Origin of the sequence: Pseudomonas sp. CFII68 (genome assembly GCF_000416195.1) — a bacterium.
Taxonomy (GTDB): Bacteria; Pseudomonadota; Gammaproteobacteria; order Pseudomonadales; family Pseudomonadaceae; genus Aquipseudomonas; species Aquipseudomonas kilonensis.
In genome coordinates this window covers 85,209-104,928 of sequence record NZ_ATLN01000070.1, presented here as the reverse complement: position 1 = coordinate 104,928, position 19,720 = coordinate 85,209, and the positions used below count along the sequence as shown (strand labels likewise).

At 61.5% G+C, this 19,720-nt stretch carries 12 protein-coding genes; 3 read left to right on the top strand and 9 right to left on the bottom strand.

The window, feature by feature from the left end; genetic code table 11:
• Positions 1-38: 38 nt before the first annotated feature.
• Positions 39-1,361: an MFS transporter gene (locus tag CFII68_RS16235; RefSeq protein WP_018605826.1), complete on the bottom strand. Its 1,323-nt coding sequence runs from the start codon at positions 1,359-1,361 to the stop codon at positions 39-41.
• A 193-nt stretch (positions 1,362-1,554) separates the two neighbouring features.
• Here CFII68_RS16235 and CFII68_RS16240 point away from each other — a divergent pair, with 193 nt between their 5' ends.
• From CFII68_RS16240 to CFII68_RS16250, 3 genes are all read left to right on the top strand, one after another.
• Positions 1,555-3,291 carry an IlvD/Edd family dehydratase gene (locus tag CFII68_RS16240; RefSeq protein ID WP_018605824.1) on the top strand — a complete coding sequence of 579 codons (1,737 nt, stop codon included), beginning with the start codon at positions 1,555-1,557 and terminating at the stop codon, positions 3,289-3,291.
• Between the two features lie 292 nt (positions 3,292-3,583).
• Positions 3,584-4,309, top strand: a complete 726-nt coding sequence (locus CFII68_RS16245; protein ID WP_018605822.1) for a FadR/GntR family transcriptional regulator — start codon at positions 3,584-3,586, stop codon at positions 4,307-4,309.
• Positions 4,310-4,422: 113 nt separating this feature from the next.
• Entirely contained in the window at positions 4,423-9,105 is a 4,683-nt protein-coding gene (locus CFII68_RS16250; RefSeq protein ID WP_018605821.1) for a dermonecrotic toxin domain-containing protein, read from the top strand.
• Positions 9,106-9,311: 206 nt separating this feature from the next.
• Here CFII68_RS16250 and CFII68_RS16255 read toward each other — a convergent pair whose 3' ends face one another.
• The 8 genes from CFII68_RS16255 to CFII68_RS16290 all read right to left on the bottom strand — a co-directional run bounded on the left by CFII68_RS16255 (position 9,312) and on the right by CFII68_RS16290 (position 19,678).
• Positions 9,312-11,687 carry an RND family transporter gene (locus CFII68_RS16255; protein ID WP_018605819.1) on the bottom strand — a complete coding sequence of 792 codons (2,376 nt, stop codon included), beginning with the start codon at positions 11,685-11,687 and terminating at the stop codon, positions 9,312-9,314.
• Between the two features lie 43 nt (positions 11,688-11,730).
• Positions 11,731-12,783, bottom strand: a complete 1,053-nt coding sequence (locus CFII68_RS16260; RefSeq protein ID WP_033062598.1) for a YCF48-related protein — start codon at positions 12,781-12,783, stop codon at positions 11,731-11,733.
• A 360-nt stretch (positions 12,784-13,143) separates the two neighbouring features.
• Positions 13,144-15,801: an aminopeptidase N gene (gene pepN, locus CFII68_RS16265; protein WP_018605817.1), complete on the bottom strand. Its 2,658-nt coding sequence runs from the start codon at positions 15,799-15,801 to the stop codon at positions 13,144-13,146.
• A gap of 13 nt (positions 15,802-15,814) precedes the next feature.
• Entirely contained in the window at positions 15,815-16,645 is an 831-nt protein-coding gene (locus CFII68_RS16270) for a DUF2797 domain-containing protein (RefSeq protein WP_018605815.1), read from the bottom strand.
• A complete protein-coding gene (locus CFII68_RS16275; protein WP_018605813.1) occupies positions 16,642-16,902 on the bottom strand; it encodes a YeaC family protein in 261 nt (86 codons plus the stop codon). Before CFII68_RS16275 ends, CFII68_RS16270 begins: the two co-directional genes overlap by 4 nt.
• 45 nt (positions 16,903-16,947) lie before the next feature.
• Positions 16,948-17,820, bottom strand: a complete 873-nt coding sequence (locus CFII68_RS16280) for a rhomboid family intramembrane serine protease (protein WP_018605811.1) — start codon at positions 17,818-17,820, stop codon at positions 16,948-16,950.
• Positions 17,817-18,791 (bottom strand): metallophosphoesterase, encoded by a 975-nt coding sequence (locus CFII68_RS16285; protein WP_172681158.1) that lies wholly within the window; start codon positions 18,789-18,791, stop codon positions 17,817-17,819. Before CFII68_RS16285 ends, CFII68_RS16280 begins: the two co-directional genes overlap by 4 nt.
• A complete protein-coding gene (locus tag CFII68_RS16290; protein ID WP_003202709.1) occupies positions 18,788-19,678 on the bottom strand; it encodes an NAD(+) kinase in 891 nt (296 codons plus the stop codon). The genes CFII68_RS16285 and CFII68_RS16290 overlap by 4 nt, the downstream gene beginning before the upstream one ends.
• Positions 19,679-19,720: the final 42 nt, after the last annotated feature.

Here is a 19,720-nt window from a genome sequence, read left to right as displayed (position 1 = left end):
CGCGAGCAAGCCCGCTCCCACAGTTGATCGCAGTAATTTCAGGTACGCGTCGCCCCGCGGGCGCTGGCGGCGAACTGGTCCGCCGGCAACACATGCTTGCGCTCCAGCAGGCGATAGACCACGCCGGTCAACACCAGGCCGAACACCATCACACAGGACAGGAAATACAACCCAGAGGCCAGGTTGCCGGTGTACTCCTTCAGCGCACCGATCACGAACGGGCCGATGTAGCCGCCCAGGTTGCCCACCGAGTTGATCAACGCAATGCCCGCCGCCGCACTGGCGCCGGCAAAGAAACGCCCCGGCAAGGTCCAGAACACCGCCGTGCAGGAAAACAGCGCGAACGCCACCAGGCACAGCGCCGCCAATTGCAACACCGGCACCGACAACCAGGCGCTGAGGAACAGACCGATGGCGCCCAGCACGTACAACACGGCCAGGTGACCGTAGCGGTCGTTCAAGCGGTCGGAGCTGCGGGGAATGATCAGCAAACCGATGATGCCGAAGATGTACGGCACCGACGACACGAAGCCAGTCACCAGGTCGCTGCCGCCGAACTGCTTGATCAGCGTCGGCAACCACAGGCCCAGGCCGTAGATGCTCAAGGTCACCGGCAGGTAGAACAGCGCCAGCAGCAAGACACGCTTGTCCTTGAGGGCATGCAGCGGATTGCCGTGGCGGGTCTGGCCGTATTCCTGCAGGTCTTTTTTCAGTTCACCGGTCAGCCAGTCCTTCTCGGCCTGGTCCATCCATTTCACTTGTTGCGGGCCGTCCGGCAAGTAACGCAACACCGGCCAGGTCAACAGCACCGCCGGCAGGCCGATGACGATGAACAGCCACTGCCAGCCGTGCAGGCCAAGGATGCCGTCCATGCCCAGCAAACCACCGGACACAGGGCCGGTGATCATCATCGCGATGGGTTGGGACAGAATGAACAGGCCCAGGATCTTGCCGCGATGACGCACCGGGAACCACTGAGTGATGTAGTACAGCACGCCCGGGAAGAACCCGGCTTCGGCCGCGCCGAGCAAAAAACGCATCACATAGAAGCTATGCGGGCCTTGTACGAACGCCATGCCGATGGTGATCGCGCCCCAGGTGACCATGATCCGGGCGAACCAGCGCCGGGCACCGAAGCGCTCCAGCATCAGGTTGCTGGGGATCTCCAGCAGGAAGTAACCGATGAAAAACAGCCCGGCACCCAGGCCGTAGGCGGCGTCACCAATACCGAGATCGGCGCCCATGTGCAGCTTGGCAAAGCCCACCGCAGAGCGGTCCACGTAGGCGATCAGGTACAGCAGGATCAGGAAGGGAATCAGTTTCAGCGTGATGCGACGTATAAGCCGCAATTCCTGGCTCATGGGACCGGTCTCCGATTGTTGTTGTTATGGAACCTCGGGGGATTTCTCTCGCGAATGACCGCCAGGACAATCCCTCCATTGAATCGGACTATATAGTAATACTATTTACCCAACAACACTTCCAAACCGCACAAATTGCGCTTATGTTACCCTTCAGCTAGAACAATATAGTCATACAATAAGAGAATCGATCATGTCTGATAAGAAACCCTTCCTGCGCTCGGCCCAATGGTTTGGCACCGCCGACAAAAACGGCTTCATGTACCGCAGCTGGATGAAAAATCAGGGCATCGCCGACCATCAGTTCCACGGCAAGCCGATCATCGGCATCTGCAACACCTGGTCGGAGCTGACGCCGTGCAACGCGCACTTCCGGCAGATCGCCGAGCACGTCAAGCGTGGCGTGATCGAAGCCGGGGGCTTCCCCGTGGAATTCCCGGTGTTCTCCAACGGCGAGTCGAACCTGCGCCCCACCGCCATGCTGACCCGCAACCTGGCGAGCATGGACGTGGAAGAGGCGATTCGCGGCAACCCGATTGACGGCGTGGTGCTGCTCACCGGTTGCGACAAGACCACCCCCGCCCTGCTGATGGGCGCCGCCAGTTGTGACGTACCGGCCATCGTTGTTACCGGCGGGCCGATGCTCAACGGCAAGCACAAAGGCCAGGACATCGGCTCGGGCACGGTGGTCTGGCAATTGAGTGAACAGGTCAAGGCCGGCACCATCACCCTCGACGATTTCCTTGCGGCCGAGGGCGGCATGTCCCGCTCGGCCGGCACCTGCAACACCATGGGCACCGCCTCGACCATGGCCTGCATGGCCGAAGCCCTCGGTACTTCCCTGCCGCACAACGCGGCGATTCCGGCCGTGGATGCACGGCGTTATGTACTGGCCCACATGTCCGGCATGCGCGCCGTGGAAATGGTCCGTGAAGACCTGAAACTGTCGAAGATCCTGACCAAGGAAGCTTTCGAAAACGCCATCCGCGTCAATGCGGCCATCGGCGGTTCGACCAACGCGGTGATCCACCTCAAGGCCATTGCCGGGCGCATCGGCGTGCAACTGGACCTGGACGACTGGACCCGCATCGGTCGCGGCATGCCGACCATCGTCGACCTGCAACCGTCCGGGCGCTTCCTGATGGAAGAGTTCTACTACGCCGGTGGCCTGCCCGCCGTGCTGCGGCGTCTAGGCGAAGCCAACCTGATCCCCCATCCGAACGCCTTGACCGTCAACGGCAAGAGCCTCGGCGAGAACACCAAGGAAGCGCCGATCTACGGCCAGGACGAAGTCATTCGCACCCTGGACAACCCGATCCGCGCCGACGGCGGTATCTGCGTGCTGCGCGGCAACCTGGCGCCACTGGGCGCGGTGCTCAAGCCGTCCGCCGCCACCGCCGAACTGATGCAGCATCGCGGTCGCGCGGTGGTGTTCGAGAACTTCGACGAGTACAAGGCACGGATCAACGACCCGGAACTGGACGTCGACGCCAACTCGATCCTGGTGATGAAAAACTGCGGGCCGAAGGGTTATCCGGGCATGGCTGAAGTCGGCAACATGGGTTTGCCCGCCAAGCTGTTGGCTCAGGGCGTGACGGACATGGTGCGGATTTCCGACGCACGCATGAGCGGCACCGCCTACGGCACGGTGGTCCTGCACGTGGCACCGGAAGCCGCCGCCGGCGGACCTCTGGCGGCAGTGAAGGAAGGCGACTGGATCGAACTCGATTGCGCCAGCGGCCGCCTGCACCTGGACATCCCGGACGCCGAACTCGCGGCGCGCCTGGCCGACCTGCCGCCACCGCAGAACCTGTTGGTGGGCGGTTATCGCCAGTTGTACATCGAGCACGTGCTGCAAGCGGACCAGGGCTGCGACTTCGACTTCCTGGTCGGCTGCCGCGGCGCCGAGGTGCCACGCCACTCCCACTGATCCACCCATCCCCTGTGGCATCCCCCTGTGGGATGCAAGCTTTTGTGGGAGCTGAGCTTGCTCGCGATAGCGGTGTAACAGACAACAGAGATGTTGACTGGAAGGACCTCATCGCGAGCAAGCTCAGCTCCCACAAAAAGCTCACTCCCACAATGGGTCTGTATCTCTCACAATGGGTCTGTATCTCCCACAATGGGTCTGTATCTAAATCAAAAATCGCACTAGCGACCCGCCATCGCCGCGCCTGCTATCATGCGCAGCACTCCCCTCGCACAGGATCGCGCCGCGTCCCATGGATTACCGTAAACCTTCCGACCGCAAAAGCATGCACGCGCGCATCGTCCAGGAACTGGGCATGCAGATCGTTTCCGGGCGCTTCAAACCGGACGATAAACTGCCCGCTGAAGCCTTGTTGTGCGAAGAGTACGCGGTCAGCCGCCCAGTGCTGCGTGAAGCCACGCGGGTGCTGGTCGCCAAGGGCCTGGTGTATTCGCGACCGCGCGTGGGCACGGTGGTCAAGGCCCGGCGGGAGTGGCACATGCTCGATCCGGATGTGCTGCATTGGCTGATGCAGAGCAGCCCGCAGAATGAATTCTTCAACCTGCTGACCAGCGTGCGCAGCATCATCGAGCCGGCCGCCGCCGCCCTCGCCGCACAGTTCGCCAACGAGGCCGACATCGCGTCCATCCGCGAGGCCTACCAGCGCATGGAAGCGGCACCGACCCCCGAGGCCGTGCTGCAACCGGACCTGGACTTCCACAGCCGCATCGCCGACGCCACCCACAACGACCTGCTCGCCAACCTCTGCAACATGTTGTCGGTGGCCATCGCCGAGGCGCTCAAGCATTCCAACCAGCGGCCCAACCTGCATGAGCTGGCGATGCCACGCCACAAGGCGATCCTCACCGCCATCGAGAACCGCGACGCCCTCGGTGCCCGCCATGCCACGCTGGTGCAACTGGACGATGCCCGCAGCGCGCTGAATGTGGTGCTGGGCAGCGATCCCGACCAGGCCTGACATAACGCAGGCCCAACGGGTGGTATCTATATACCGCCCGCAGAGCAAGGAAATCCCGACACTTGACTCTCGCCGTCATCCCGACGGCCATGAGTTCAGGAAAAGGACTTCTTATGACCTCGCCCACACCGGCCGACACCCCCTCCGAGTTGGCACAAAACGTCAGCCAGCAATTCGCCAGCCGCCCGACCTTCGAGCAGGTCGCGCAACAAATGCTTGAACAAGCCATCACGGCAAAATACCCCTCGCTGACCATCGACCTCTCCAAGACCCAATTGGCAACGCCGAATGCAGCCGTTCACGCCTGGAACTTCCAACCCTTCATGCCCCTCGTGCTTGACTACCTGGCCCTCGACACACCCGTGGATTTCAGTTCACGGGGTCATCTTGACTGTTATCTTTCCGACTCGATTCCACACCGCCTTTGGTCAGGCGATGAAAAGCTGGACATGCAGGTCATCAAAAAGCTGTTGCTTGAACTGCCCTGGACCCTACCGATCGGGCTGGAGGATGCGCTGACCCGCTATTGGAACACCGACATCAGCCCCCACGCCCAAACCGACACCCATACCAGCCGCTGGCAATGGCTCAGCGACACCCTCAAAAACCTGCTGCATATCCGTGGGCTGCAACAGCCAGGCCTCACGGAACCAGCACGCGAGACCCTGGAGCAGATCGTCCGCTGGCCGGACCGTGAGCAACGCTTCAGCCGCAATACGCCCCCCGTCTACGCCTACAGCCTGGAAAGTACCGTCACCCAGGGCACCTCCAGCACCGTACTGCCCAGCAACGAGATCCTCCTGCTTCATTACACACGCTACGGGCTCATCATTCTGCTTTGCAGCCCCGGCAGCGCCGTGCAGTCCTTCGCATCGATGGACGCCTTCAATCGCCATTGGGGCGAACGGATCGCCAGCCGCTACATTGTCGACACCGTCACCTGCCAACGCTACGAGATCGGCGGCAATGCCTTCGACACCCAGGCCGCCCTGATATTGGAGCAGCAATTGGCCGACCTGAAGGCGGTGCAATTGCCCTCCCGAATTGGCCTGCAAAACCTCAAGACGCTCTACAACGAGTTAAGCGACCCGGCCCGCTCTCTGCGCGACGCGCCACGCCTCACGCCTGAAACATCGACACGACTCGAGCCGCTACTGCCCGAATGGTTGAAACAGGCGTCCCTGGCCGATCAAACAAGGTTCCAGCGCTACAGCCTGGCGCTGGCCAGTGCCAAGAAACGCGATCAAGGGCGAACCTCTCTCAGTGACCTCAAGACTTTTACGGCTGACGCTTTACTCACGCTGATGAGCAAAACCAATGACAGCAGCCCGGCCAAGGCTCCCCCCAGCCAGTTCCAACCCGACGATGTGGCGCTGGTTTTCACCGTCTCCGCGGGGTATCCGGGGACCGTCGGCATCAGTGAGAAAAGAACGATGAGCCTGACTCAGCTGGCCATCGACAATCTCGTTGCACGCCCCAGTGGGCACCTGACACTCAGCCATCGCCTGGGCCTGGCGTTGCCTGCCTGGTTAACGCCGGACTTCATTACCCGCAAGGACGGGCTGATCGAACAGGCGGACATCGGCATGACCTATCCGCGTTATCTGCAACAGGAACTGTTGAGCGACTCGCCTCAAGCGCAGGAATACCAGCGAATGTTTGCCGAACAGCTCCCGGCGCAGTTGCCGCTTGAGGCACTGCAGCAAACGCTCAACGACGAAAACGGCATGACCCGCCAAGGGCTGCGTCTCATTGAGGCCCTGCTGCAACCCGACACGGCTGGTCGGCAGGTTGACGGCCGCCCCGTGGTCATTCGACACCTGGCCTTCCTGCGCAAGCCCCTGGCCCGGCCCGACATCGTGACCAACATGTTCATCGTCGAGGCACAGGACGTCGAAACGGGTCCACACCTTTTGTATCGCCCCCTGTACGCGCCGTCGCTGCTGGCGTTCCCGACGCGCCAGGCCCTGTTGCAGGCCGTCGCCGCCAAAGGGGATTTGCAAGACAGCATCCTGACCTGGATGTCCGACAGCGCACGCCCGGTGTATGCCAATGGTGGTTTCGCGGAGCCACACATTGTGCGTTTTTTCCAGGGTGACGAATTCAATCGTCCCGAAAAACCCGCTCCGGCGACACTCGCCACCCATGGCGCCAACGACGAACTGCTGCAATACCTGCACAAAGGCGAACTGATGCAGTACCTCTATGGCTGCAACGCCCAAGCGCTGGTCACCCAGGCCGACCGCCATTCAGTTTCCAACAGCGAAAGCCGCTGGGCGGTGTTTCTCCAGGGCGGCAGCCTGCTGTTCAATACGCTGCTGTTTCCGTTGCTGCGTGGCCCGGCCATGACCGTCGCCTGGCTATGGAGCCTGATGGCCAGCGCCAGTCATGATATCCCGGCCCTGAGCAGTGAAGATCCGACGACACGGGAACTCGCCGCCGTCGACTTGCTGGTCAACCTTGCCATGCTGGTGAGCCAATTTCCCTCCGCCCGTGCGCCCTCTCGTGCATCCGTGCCCACATCGGTCAAGGAACAAGCGATGCGCTCCCCCGCACCGCGTGTTGTCGAGCAGCAGTGGCCCGCACCCGCCTCGCCGAGAATCTTGGAAGGGTCCGTTGCCTTGCCCGGCGAACAATCCGAAGTCGCCAGCAGGACCCTCGATCTCAGGTACTCCACTCCCCGTTTCAATTTGACGCCGGAGCAACGCACCCGCATAAGGCGCATGCAGGTACTGCGCCCTGCGTCACTGCCTGAGCCGATTCAATATGGTCCTTTCAAGGGCTTGTACGTGATCGGCAACAAATGGCACGTATTCATGCAAGACAGCCTGTATCAGGTCAGCCCGGATCCGGACGGCAGCACCACGATTGTCGATCCGCTCGACCCCGCACGAACGGGTCCTGCGCTGCAATCAGACATTGACGGTAACTGGTCTATGGACCTGCGTTTACGCCTGCTGGGAGGCTCTCCCCCCAAACGCGTGGCGGACCAGCGTCGTCTCAATGCCCAAAGAGCCGCCGATTTGACCGGTGAGTTAACGGAATACCTCTCCCAGGAGTCCGGACGGGGAAAAGCCCTGGACATCGCCCAGCAAGTGATGACGAGGCTCGAAGAAGCAAGCGCTTATACCGAGGAGCAGCGCGCACCCAAACGAAAGGTGTTTTATGACCTGCTCAACGAGCAGACCGACATCTATTTGAAACTGCTGGACAGTGCGCCCGAACGCGCAAGGCTGGGCATTGGTTTGCCTTCCGCAAGCGTCCGCGGGCTGATGGAGAATGTCGTCAACAATGCCCGCAAGGCCTTCCTGATGGTGGAAATGGATCAACGGGCCCTCAATACCGCTCACCCGCAGTTTTTCGGAACGTTTGTGGAAGAAGACGTGGCTCGCGACATGCAGCGCTACGTGGTGTTCCTCGAAGCCATGAGCGACATCAATGATCGCGCCATCCATTGGCTGCAACTCAAGGATGAGTACCTGGAGAAGCTATTGAACCTGGATTCGGTGGGGGCCCAAGCGTTCGACCGCCTGACCCGCGGCCGTCCGCAGAATGAAAGGAATGTCATAGGCACCAAGGCCCTGCAGTTGGCCGCCCTGCCGATACTGGCCATCAAACACCCGGAAACCGACTTGCCCGATAGCCTGTATCGCATCGTCAAGCCATTGGCCGAGCAAGTACGCTCCCACGCTGACCTGCAACTGTACGACCTGAGCGCCTCTGAGCAGCTTGAGGTACTGACCAGCCTGACCGAGCATTATGGCGAAGCCCTCGACGCCTTGCAGGGCATGAAAACCCTTTATGCCGACGATATCAACGACGCCTATTTCGAGAAGCTGACCACGCTGCTTGACAGCCTGTACCAGGATGCGTCCGGCAAACTGGCGGCAGAAGTCAAACCCGAACCGACACCGCGCAAGCGCGCGCCCAAACGTCCCAAAGCACCTTCCGGAAGTCCTCAGAAAAAGGTGATCAAGACCCGCAGGAGTGGCGTTCTGATTGGTGACCTGAAACCGGCCGGCACCTCCTTGCCGATTGAAGTCGTCGAGTTGCGCTCCCAAGTCGACGATCAGGTGCTGTCCACCTATTCGCGTCACGACGACGTCTGGGACGTTGTCGACGTACGCCGACCGGCTCGAGCCCCCAGGACCCGATCGGTCAACGCGATCAAGGGCGATGCGCGAACACTGCTGGAGGAGCTGGAAGAACGTCTTCGCCGCGCTGAAAGCTATAAAAAGCGTTGCCGTCATCCTCAGGAAATCGAAGAGATCATGAACAATGAGGCCAGTCGCTTCCGTACGCTTTCTGAAGAACTCGACAGGGCCTTCTCAGCCTCACAAACGCCACGCACGCCGGCCGATCAAGCGCTGGGCAGGCAGTTGACCGAGGCCATTTCCAGACTGACGTCCAGGGGCAGCGCCCTGCGTGTCGAATTGAGCCTGCACCTGCCGCCCACCGACGGCAACCTCCAGTACCTGTTCGAACAGAACCTGATACAAGTCGCGCGACTGGGTGAGCGCAAAGCGTTGAAAGGCGCCCGCAAGGACTTCCTCCAGGAATATGCCATCAACAACCGTGACGGCTTCCCCCTCTGGTACGCGCATTTTCACTACGAAAAAATCGATACGCCGAAAGCCGACTACAGCGTCGCCCACCTGAAAACCAAGGCACAACGCCGGGAAGACTATCACTCGCTGCTCGCCAAGGCGGATAGCCCCTACGCGGTGGTGAATGTGCATCGAGGGAACATCGGCAAGCTCATGGCGCAGAGCAAGTTCTTGCCGTTGGCGACCTGATGACAACGCAAGCGTAAGGGTTGTGATGCCGCTCACCCAAGGCGGGGTCATTCATTGTGGCTAGGAATGATCAGCGTCTGAGCACCAGAAAAACCTGTGGGAGCGAGCTTGCTCGCGATTGCGCACTGACATTCAACACCTTCATTGACTGTCACACCGCTATCGCGAGCAAGCTCGCTCCCACACTGGGCAGGTTCTATCGTCGATCAATGAGCAAACAATGAATTGCCCTTCTGCCCCGCCAGTTTCTCGGGCTTGATCAGGAACCGCGCCAGCGCCGGCAACAGCCACAACGCGCCGAACATGTTCCACAGCAACATGAACGTCAGCATCAACCCCATGTCCGCCTGGAACTTGATGGCCGAGAAGATCCAGGTGCACACGCCGATCGCCAGGCACAAACCGGTGAACAGCACCGCCTTGCCGGTGGATTTCAGTGTCTGGTAGTAAGCCTCCTGCAACGGCAACCCGGCCCGCAGGAAACTTTCCAGGCGGCTGTAGATGTAGATGCCGTAGTCCACGCCGATGCCCACGCCCAGGGCCACGACTGGCAAGGTCGCGACCTTCACGCCAATGCCCATGAACGCCATCAGGGCGTTGCCCAGCACCGAGGTCAGCACCAGCGGCAGCACGATGCACAGCGTCGCCGCCCAGGAACGGAAGGTGATCATGCACATAGTCGCCACGCAGATGTACACCAGGACCAGGATGGTCAGCTCCGATTCCTTGATCACTTCATTGGTGGCCGCCTCGATGCCGGCGTTACCGGCGGCAAGGATGAATTCCAGGCCATCGCGGTTGTTTTCCTTGGCAAAGTCCTGCACCGCCTTCACCGCGCGGTCCAGGGTCTCGGCCTTGTGGTCGTTGAGGAACACCAGCACCGGCGCCAGGGAGCAACTGTTGTTGTACAGGCCATCGGCCCGGGCAATGGAGTTGTTCAGCACGTCAGGGTTGCGCGACAGGGTCTCCCATTTCAGGTTGCCCTCGTTCATGCCCTTGATCATTTGCTTGGACACGGTCACCAGGGAAATCGCCGACTGCACCCCCTCGGTGTTCTGCATCTTCCACATCAGCTCGTCGATGGGGGCCATGGCTTCATAGCGCGAGCAACCTTCGGTCTTGGTCTTGACCATCACCACCAGTACATCGGAGCTGGTGGAATAATTGCTGATGATGAAATTGTTGTCCTGGTTGTAGCGCGAGTCCGGACGCAATTCCGGCGCGCCCTGGTCCAGGTCGCCGATCTTCAGGTTCTGGCTATACCAGAGGCCACCGCCAAAGGCGACCACCGCCAGGGCAATGGACACCGGCGCGACCTTGGCGCTGGCGAAGTTCGACAGCAGGCGCCAGAACGGATGTTCGCGGGTCGCGTCTTTCTTGCTGCGCTCGACCGCACGCTTGCTGATGCCGGCGTAGGAGATCGCCACCGGCAGCAGGATCAAGTTGGTGAACACGATCACCGCCACGCCGATGGAGGCGCCGATGGCCAGTTCGCGGATCACGCCGATGTCGATGATCAGCAAGGTGATGAAGCCCACGGCGTCCGCCAGGATCGCGATCATCCCCGGCAGGAACAACTGCCGGAAGGTACGCCGCGCCGCTGTCAGGGCGTTGTCCGCCTCGCTGGACTGCAAGGCGATGCCGTTGATTTTCTGCACCCCATGGGAGATGCCGATGGCGAAGATCAGGAACGGCACCAGCATCGAGTACGGATCCAGGCCGAAACCGGCCGCATGCATCAACCCCAGTTGCCAGACCACGGCCACCAGGGTGGTGGTCAACACCGCCACGGTGCTGCGCATGCAGTTGGTGAACCAGTACAGCAGGACCAGGGTGATGACGAAGGCCACGCCGAAGAACAGCACCACCATGATCAGGCCGTCGATCAGGTCGCCGACCTTCTTGGCGAAACCGACGATGTGGATCTGCACGTTGGGGTTCTGGGCTTCGAACTTGTTGCGGATCTTGTCTTCAAGCTCGTGGGAGAACTTCTGGTAATCCAGGGCGAGCAACTTGCCCTGGTCCTGCGGGTCGGGATAAGACTCCAGCAGCGGGATGTCGATGATGCTCGACTTGAAGTCGTTGGCCACCAGGCGCCCGACCTGGCCGGACTTGAGCACGTTGTTGCGCAGCAGGTCGAGGCTGTCGGCCGAACCGTTGTAGCTCTGGGGGATCACCTCACCACCGGCGAAGCCCTCCTCCGTCACTTCGGTCCAGCGCACGCTGGGGCTCCACAACGACTTGAGCCCGGAACGGTCGACGCCGGAGATGTAGAAGACCTCGTCGTGGATCTGGCGCAGGGTCTCCATGTAGTCCTTGGAGAAGATGTCGCCATTGGTGGCTTCCACGGAAATACGCACCGTGTTGCCGAGGTTCGCCAGGTCGTTGCGGTGCTCGAGCATCTTCTGGATGAAGGGGTGCTCGAGGGGGATCATTTTTTCGAAACTGGTGGAGGGCCGGATCAGCGTGGCCTGCCAGAACAGGAAAACGCTGACCAACAGGCAAATGATGATCACTGCCGGGCGGTTGTTGAAAATCAGGCGCTCGAGGAACGTCGCCTTGTCTTGGTGATGACTGCTCATGGGTTCCGCCTTCTTGTTTTTGTGCCCGTCTTGCAGGACTGACTCATTTGCTCAGTTCGGCGCCGGTGGACGTGGTGGCACGCACGCCGCCTTGCCCCGCCAGGATCAGGTTGCCGTTGCCTGCCGCCGTGACGGCTGCCACGGAAATCCGGTCCGGGCGGTTGAACACACTGAAGGTCTCGCCGTCGTCGGTACTGCGCACCACGCTGCCGCCGTTGCCGACAATCACGATGGAACCGTCCGCCAGCAGCGTGGCGCCTGACAGGCCGAACTCCAGGGCACCGCGTGCGGCCTTGAGCTCGACCTGCTCCCACGTGCCGCCGAAGTCAGTGGAACGATACAGGTTGCCGCGCAAGCCGTAGGCCAGCAGCGTCGACGGCTGGGCGGTGCCGATGACCCCGAACAGCGAGCCTTCGTACGGGCCTTCGACTTTTTCCCAGGTCTGGCCTCCGTCGGCGGAGCGGAACATGCTGCCGGCCTCACCGACAATGAACAGCCCGGCGTCTTTCACGGCGGCTATCGCATTGAGGTGGAACTGGTCTTCGTTTTCGAGGCGGTCGCTGGCGTCTTCCCAGTGCTTGCCGCCGTCAGTGGTTTCCAGCAGTGCGCCGTAGGCACCCACGGCGAAACCGTTGCTGGCGTCCTTGAACCAGACATCCAACAGCGGCGCTTCACGGGTGAGGTCTTCGAATTGCTTGGTCCAGGTGCTGCCACCGTCATCGCTGGCGAGGATCTGCGCGTCGTGCCCCACGGCCCAGCCGTGTTTGTCATCGACGAAAAATACCGCGGTGAGCAGTTGGCGAGTCGGCACCTTGGCCTGGGTCCAGGACGTGCCCTGGTCGTCGGAATAGACAATGTGCCCACGGTCACCGACCGCCACCAGGCGCTGGCCGGCGTGGACCACATCGAGCATCAGGGTTTTGCTGGCCTTGGCCGACTCGACGGAATAGATGACATCGGACGTCGACGCCGCAACAGCCATCACCGGTGCCGACAATACCGCAGAGCCCAGCAGCGAGAGCGCCGAAGCCAGCAACGCAACTCTGCGCAGCATCGGCGGCCGGCTGCGGCCCACAGCCATGACAGGCTCATTCATAGACCTTTCCCCCATTATTATTGTTATGGCTTGGTGTGTTGCCAGTCCTGGAGCATAGTCCTGAAACCTGCAATCTAGAGCCACTTCGGAAGCTGATCTATCCTATCGGGCTTTCGAAAGGTCTGACAATCGACGCCGCGTTATCTTTTGTTAACCGGGGGGCTATCGGCCAAGGGTGAATCAGAAGACATTCGCGAGGGTGATGAATGTGGCGAGGGGATTTATCCCCGTTGGGCTGCGCAGCAGCCCCAAAGCAGTGAACTCAGTTTTCCCGACACACCGAGTTGCATGGTTTGGGGGCTGCTTCGCAGCCCAGCGGGGATAAATCCCCTCGCCACAAAAAAGCAATGCGCAGCCCGGTCACGCCAGGCTCTTGCTCACCACTTCGAACACATCGGCGGAAAGCGCGCCGGAGGCCAGGATGCGCTCCAGCTCGGCTTTCATCAGCGCCTGGCGGGCGCTGTCGTATTTGCGCCAGCGAGTCAGCGGCGCCAGTTGCCGGGAGGCGATCTGCGGGTTGAAGCCATTGAGCTGGATGACCAGGTCCGCCAGGAAGCGATAACCCGAACCGTCGGCGGCGTGGAAGTTGATCAGGTTCTGCCCGGCAAACGCCCCCAGCAGCGCCCGCACCTTGTTCGGGTTCTTGATATTGAACGCCGGGTGCTCCATCAATGCCTTGACCCGCGCCAGGCCACCCGGCAACGGGCTGCCGGCCTGGACGCTGAACCATTGGTCCATGACCAGTGGGTTGCCCTTGAAGTTTTCCGCAAATACTTCCAGGGCCTTGGCCTTCTCGGCTTCGAATGGCGAGTTGACCAGCACCGCCAGCGCGGTCAGGCGCTCGGTCATGTTGTCGGCGGTGTCGAACTGCTCAAGCGTCGCACTCAGCACCTCAGGCTTGCCGGTGAGCATCAGGTACGACAGCGCGATGTTCTGCAACGCGCGACGGGCGAAATGCTCGGCCTCGGCCACGTAAGGCGTTTTCTTCGACAGGTCGCGGTTGGCTGCATAGCGCAGCCAAAGGGCTTCGAACAGGTTCTCGGCCAACTGCTGACGGGCGAAATCACGGGCGACATGGATCGCCTCGACGTCGGCCACTTCGCTGATCTCCGTCAGGTAGGCTTCGCTTGGCAGCGAGAGCATTTCGGCGACCATGGCCTGGTCCAGGGACTCGTCCGACAGCACGCTGCGCAGTGCACTGACCAGGCGCGGGTCCAGCGTCAGGCTGGCGCCCTGCTGATGCTGGGCGATCAGTTCCTGCAGCACCTGTACCGACAACTGCTGGCCGGCATCCCAGCGGTTGAAACCGTCGCTGTCGTGTTGCATCAGGAACATCAACTGGTCGCGGTTGTACGGGAAGCTCAGCTTCACCGGCGCCGAGAAACCACGCAGCAACGAAGGCAGCGGCTGTTCAGCGACATCGACGAAAGTGAAGGTCTGCTCGGCTTCGGTCACCGAGATCACTCGGGACGTGCCATCTGCCGCGGCTTCACCGACCAGGCGCAGAGGGATTTCAGCACCCTTGCTGTCCAGCAGGCCCAGCTCCACGGGAATCACGAACGGCAGCTTTTCCATCTTGTCCGGGGTCGGCGGGCAACTCTGGCTGAAGGTCAGGCTGTAGGTCTTGGCAGCGGCGTCATAAGACTCGCTCACCGCCAGCCGCGGTGTACCGGCCTGGCTGTACCAGCGCTTGAACTGGGCCAGGTCGACGCCGTTGGCATCTTCCATGGCCTTGATGAAGTCATCGCAGGTCACGGCCTGGCCGTCATGGCGTTCGAAGTACAGGTCACTGCCCTTGCGGAAACCCTCAGGCCCCAGCAGGGTGTGGATCATGCCAACCACTTCCGAGCCCTTTTCGTACACGGTCAGGGTGTAGAAGTTGGAGATCTCGATAAAGCTGTCCGGACGCACCGGGTGCGCCATGGGGCCGGCGTCTTCGGCGAACTGGTGGGTACGCAGGTACGCCACGTCCTGGATGCGCTTGACCGTGGCAGAGTTCATGTCGGCCGAGAACCCGGCGTCGCGGAACACCGTGAAACCTTCCTTGAGCGACAATTGGAACCAGTCGCGGCAGGTCACGCGGTTGCCCGACCAGTTATGGAAGTATTCGTGGGCCACGATCGCCTCGACCCGCTGGTGCGCGGCATCGGTGGCGGTTTCGGCGCGGGCCAGCACGGCGCTGGAGTTGAAGATATTGAGGCCCTTGTTCTCCATGGCACCCATGTTGAAGTCGTTGACCGCGACAATCATGAAGATGTCCAGGTCGTACTCGCGCCCGTATACCTCTTCGTCCCAGCGCATCGACTTCTTCAGGCTGGTCATGGCGTGCTGGCATTTGTCGATGTTTTCCGGCTCGACATAGATGCGCAGCGCTACGGTGCGCTCGCTCAGGGTGGTGAAGGTGTCTTCGACGCACCACAGGTCGCCGGCCACCAGGGCAAACAGGTAGGCAGGCTTCTTGAATGGGTCTTCCCAGGTTGCCCAGTGCCGGCCGTCTTCGCCGGGGCCGCTGGCAATCGGGTTGCCGTTGGACAGCAGCACCGGATAGCTGTGCTGCTCGGCCACCACGGTGGTGGTGAACGTGCTCATCACATCCGGGCGGTCGAGGTAATAGGTGATCTTGCGGAAACCCTCGGCCTCGCACTGGGTGCAGAACATGCTGCCGGATTTGTACAAACCTTCCAGGGCGGTGTTGGTTTCCGGGTGGATCCGGACGGTGGTGTCGACCGTGAAGGCCTGGGCCTTGGGGTGAACGGTCAGGTGACTGTCGTCCAGTTGATAGTCGCCCTGCCCCAGGTCGGCGTCGTCGAGCTTGAGCGAGAGCAGTTCCAGGTGCTGGCCATCGAGCACCAGCGGCGGCAGCCCGGCACCGCGCTCGGGGTTGCGGCGCATCACCAGTTGCGCATGGACCAGGCTGTGGTCCTCGAACAACTCGAAGGTCAGGTGTGTTTCGTCGATCAGGTACTCGGGCGCCTGATAGTCCTTGAGGTAAATCATCTTCGGTTGTTCGGTGCGCATGGGTCGAATCCTTCTACTGATGCACGGCGAGCTGGTAGGCCGTGTATTTACGAATGTTGATCACGCCGGTGTCAAAAATCAGGTACTGGCCCTTGATCCCCAGCAGCGTGCCTTCGGCGATCGGGTTCTTGTCCAGGTTGAAGCTGACGATCTTGGCCGGGTATTGCTCCACCGGATAACGGATCTCGATGGGTTCGACGTCCGCTATGGTCTGGATCGCTTGCAGGCCGAATCGTTCCTGCAAACCCTGCAATCCCTCGGCGCAGCTGTCGAACAGCGCGTCGCGGATCGCCGGCAGGTCCACCGCCACGGCGTCGCCCTTGAGCAAGGCGCGCCAGTTGGTCTTGTCCGCCACCTGGCTGCGGAACAGGTCCTCGACAAACCCCGATTGCTGGCGGGTGGCGACCCGCAGGATCGGCAGCGCCTGGCTGGCGCCCTGATCCAGCCAACGGGTCGGCAACTGCGTGGCGCGGGTGATGCCGACTTTCACGCCCGAGGAATTGGCCAGGTAGACCACATGATCGGTCATGCAGAACTGCTCGCCCCAAGCTGGATCACGGCAGGTGCCGGCGTCGAAATGGCAACGCTCGGGGCTCATGATGCACAGGTCGCACTGGGCCAGCTTGGTCATGCACGGGTAGCAATAACCCTGGCTGAAGCTGGTCTTGGTCCGGCGTCCACAGTGGGTGCAGTGGATCGCACCGAGGTACTCCAGGCGTATCGTGCTGCCGATCAACGGGTTGACCGGCACCTCGACGTCGTCCAGGCGAAAGGCGTATTGAACGGTCGGCCCGTCAAGGCGCGCCGACATCTTGCTGATTGCACCGCGGCCAATCTCGATCAATGGATGGCGTCCGACTTGAACAGGATATTTGGCACTTCGGTCGATTTCGAATGGCATTCCTGCGCGCCCATGTAACCGGTGCGCTCGTCTTCGGGCAGGTTCTGGATTTCCCAGGCGATCATCGCCTGCAGCGACAGCTCGCGCTGCTCGGCGGTGAGTTTGTTGCCATCGGCCCATTTACCGATTTCCACCGCCTGTTTCAGGCTCTGGTAGATGTCGGGGGTGATGTTCTTGATCATTTCGTTGAAGGAAGACATGGGTTCTCCGCGCAATCGCGCATTTTAAAAAGGCACAGGCGCCGGTCAAAGGGCCATTTTACGGCGAGCGAACAGTCCGCCCAACAACCCCGTGAAGCAGCCGACGAGCAGCCCGCCGACGTGAGCCGCATTGGCGATTTCACCGAAACCGATCAGCGAAACCAGCCCGGACAGGCACAGCAGCAACCACACCAGCATCATCACCAGCACCCCACGGGGCAAGTGATAGGCCGGGTTCGGTGCAAGCAGTTGGTAGATCCAGCAATGGCCCAGCAGGCCGTACAGCACCCCCGACAAGCCGCCGAACAACGTCGGGCCGCTGAAAAAGTACTGGGCGAAATTGGAGACGAGGCTGAACAGCAGCGTCAGCCCCAACAAGTTGATACCACCCTGGCGCGCTTCGATCCGTCGTCCCAGTTCCCAGTACCACATGCCGTTCATGGCGATGTGCAGGAAGCCAAAGTGAATCAGCATCGGCGTTACCAGCCGCCACCACTGCCCCGCCGCCAGGCTATCGGCCAACGGTGTGAACTGGATGTAGTCGCCAACGATGCGAAATTCTAGGAAGGTCAACCAGCGCAGGGTCTCGAGATTATCCCCCAGCAGGGTGACCGCGCTGACGATCAGGCTCAGCAACAGCACCAGGGCCGTCACTGGACTGCGGGTCAGTTGCTGGACGAACCCCGCTCGCCGAGAAGTGCCACCCGTGTCTGGCAGTTCCAACTGCTGATCGGGATCGCCGGCGGGAAAACGTGCGTACAACGAACGCACATCCTCACTGATTTCATCCGGCACCCAGAGCACCTGCTCGCCCGCCTCTTCGCTGACACGATGGGGGACCTGCATGCGTTGCAGCAGCTTGACGAAGCCGCTCAGGTCGACTGCCAGGGGCAGGCGCAGAACCGCGACGACACTCATTGCAACACCTCCGGCCGCTCGACATCGACCCAGACAAACTTGTGCGGATCCAGGCGGGTTTCCTGGTCGAGGCGGTAGGCGACCAGCTTGCCGTAGAGCACCGCACTGTAATCCAGGCAGGCCAGGTTCGGGCGAATGGGCGCGGGCTTGCCGCTGCGCCAATAGTGGCCGACGAACAGCAACGGTTCATGGACGCCATAGCGCAGCAGGTTGTTTTTTTCATCCGGCGACAGTGGCGTGCGGGCCACCGGTTCCGGCAAGGCGTCGGGCTGGAACACGATGTCGCCGTAGGTCTGCGGGTTGTCTTCCCAGAACTTGGTGCGGAAAAACGAACGGGTCAGGCCATCGCCACCGGTCAGCGTCAGGCCATGGGGCAGGCGCATGTCCGTGCCGCGCAGCAAACGGTCGAACACCGTGCAGGCAAAACTGCCCGGTTGCGCCGAGGCCTGGAGGAAATGTTCGTCGACACAACCATCCGGGAACAGGCCACGCAGCGGTTCGATCAGGCCCGCATCCCAACAGGCATGCACCACCCGGAACCGGCCGGCGTCGACAAACAGCGGCAGCTCATAGAACCACTTGAGAAAGTCATGCCAGTCGCCGGGATGCTGCTCGAACTGGGTCAGGGTTTCGTTGAGCAGGCGGGCGTGGCGTGGCGTGTGTTCGCGCACGTAGCGCTGGCCGCTGCCCGGCAACGCCGGTGTGCTCCAGCCCAGGGCGTTGAACTCGTGGTTGCCCATGATGCACAGTGCCTGGCCGGCCACGACCATGTCGTGGACGATGTGCAGCGCCTCGCGAATCCGCGGGCCACGGTCGATGATGTCCCCCAGGAACACAGCCATGCGCGACGGATGCCGCCAGACCCCGCCCTGCTTGTGGTAACCGAGTCGGTCCAGCAGGTGTTCCAGGGTCAGGGCGCATCCGTGCACGTCACCGATCAAATCGTAACTGCGCGCAGGATCGAGCATCAGTCGCCTCCACCCCCCAACCGACTGCCCCAGCCGAGCTTGGTCCGGCAGACTTCATAGTAATTGTGATCCAGCGGATGGATCAGGCGCAGCTTCTGCGCTTTTTTGCTGACGGTGATGGTGTCACCCGGCGCGCAGGTGAAATGGTTCTGGCCGTCACAGGACACTTGCGGATAGATCTGCATATCCTTGGACACGACGATTTTCAGCTCACTGTTGCCATCGACCACAATCGGTCGCCCAGACAAGGTATGGGGGTACATGGGCACAATCACAATAGCGTCGAGCTTGGGGTGCATGATCGGTCCGCCGGCCGACAGCGCGTAGGCCGTGGAACCGGTCGGGGTCGCGACGATCAGGCCGTCGGCCTTCTGGCTGCAGACGAACTGGCCGTCGATGTACAGCTCGAACTCGATCATGCGCGTGGATTTACCAGGGTGCAGCACCACGTCATTGAGGGCATCGCCCTGGCCGATGGCTTCGGCGTGACGACGGACCTCGGCTTGCAGCAGGAAGCGGTTTTCCACCAGGTAGTGGCCGTCCAGCACCTCGGCGACCTTGGTTTCCAGCTCATCAGGACGAATATCGGTAAGGAACCCCAGGCTGCCCCGATTGATCCCCAGCACCGGGATATTGTGCCGCGCCAGGGCCCGGGCGGCCCCCAGCAGGCTGCCGTCGCCGCCGACCACGATGACCATGTCGCAGACCTCGCCCAGCATCTTGCGCGACGACGTCTGCAGGCCATGGCCCGGCAAGACTTCGGCGATGGTATCTTCGAGGATCACATGCAGGTGCCGCTCCAGGAGGAAACGTTTGAGACGGCGAACGGTGTCCAGCACCTGCGAACTGCCCAGGCGACCGATGATGCCGATATTGCGAAATTGCTCCATGAGGCTCCTGCGAGGGTCTGCGGCGGGCGAAAAACACGATTA

Bases quoted from the DNA above. Each gene is read 5' to 3' on its own strand.
- CFII68_RS16240 (WP_018605824.1), top strand. From the start codon at position 1,555: ATGTCTGATAAGAAACCCTTCCTGCGCTCGGCCCAATGGTTTGGCACC.
- CFII68_RS16280 (WP_018605811.1), bottom strand. From the start codon at position 17,820: ATGAGTGTCGTCGCGGTTCTGCGCCTGCCCCTGGCAGTCGACCTGAGC.
- CFII68_RS16260 (WP_033062598.1), bottom strand. From the start codon at position 12,783: ATGAATGAGCCTGTCATGGCTGTGGGCCGCAGCCGGCCGCCGATGCTG.
- CFII68_RS16275 (WP_018605813.1), bottom strand. From the start codon at position 16,902: ATGTCTTCCTTCAACGAAATGATCAAGAACATCACCCCCGACATCTAC.
- CFII68_RS16235 (WP_018605826.1), bottom strand. From the start codon at position 1,361: ATGAGCCAGGAATTGCGGCTTATACGTCGCATCACGCTGAAACTGATT.
- CFII68_RS16290 (WP_003202709.1), bottom strand. From the start codon at position 19,678: ATGGAGCAATTTCGCAATATCGGCATCATCGGTCGCCTGGGCAGTTCG.
- CFII68_RS16245 (WP_018605822.1), top strand. From the start codon at position 3,584: ATGGATTACCGTAAACCTTCCGACCGCAAAAGCATGCACGCGCGCATC.
- CFII68_RS16250 (WP_018605821.1), top strand. From the start codon at position 4,423: ATGACCTCGCCCACACCGGCCGACACCCCCTCCGAGTTGGCACAAAAC.
- CFII68_RS16255 (WP_018605819.1), bottom strand. From the start codon at position 11,687: ATGAGCAGTCATCACCAAGACAAGGCGACGTTCCTCGAGCGCCTGATT.
- pepN (WP_018605817.1), bottom strand. From the start codon at position 15,801: ATGCGCACCGAACAACCGAAGATGATTTACCTCAAGGACTATCAGGCG.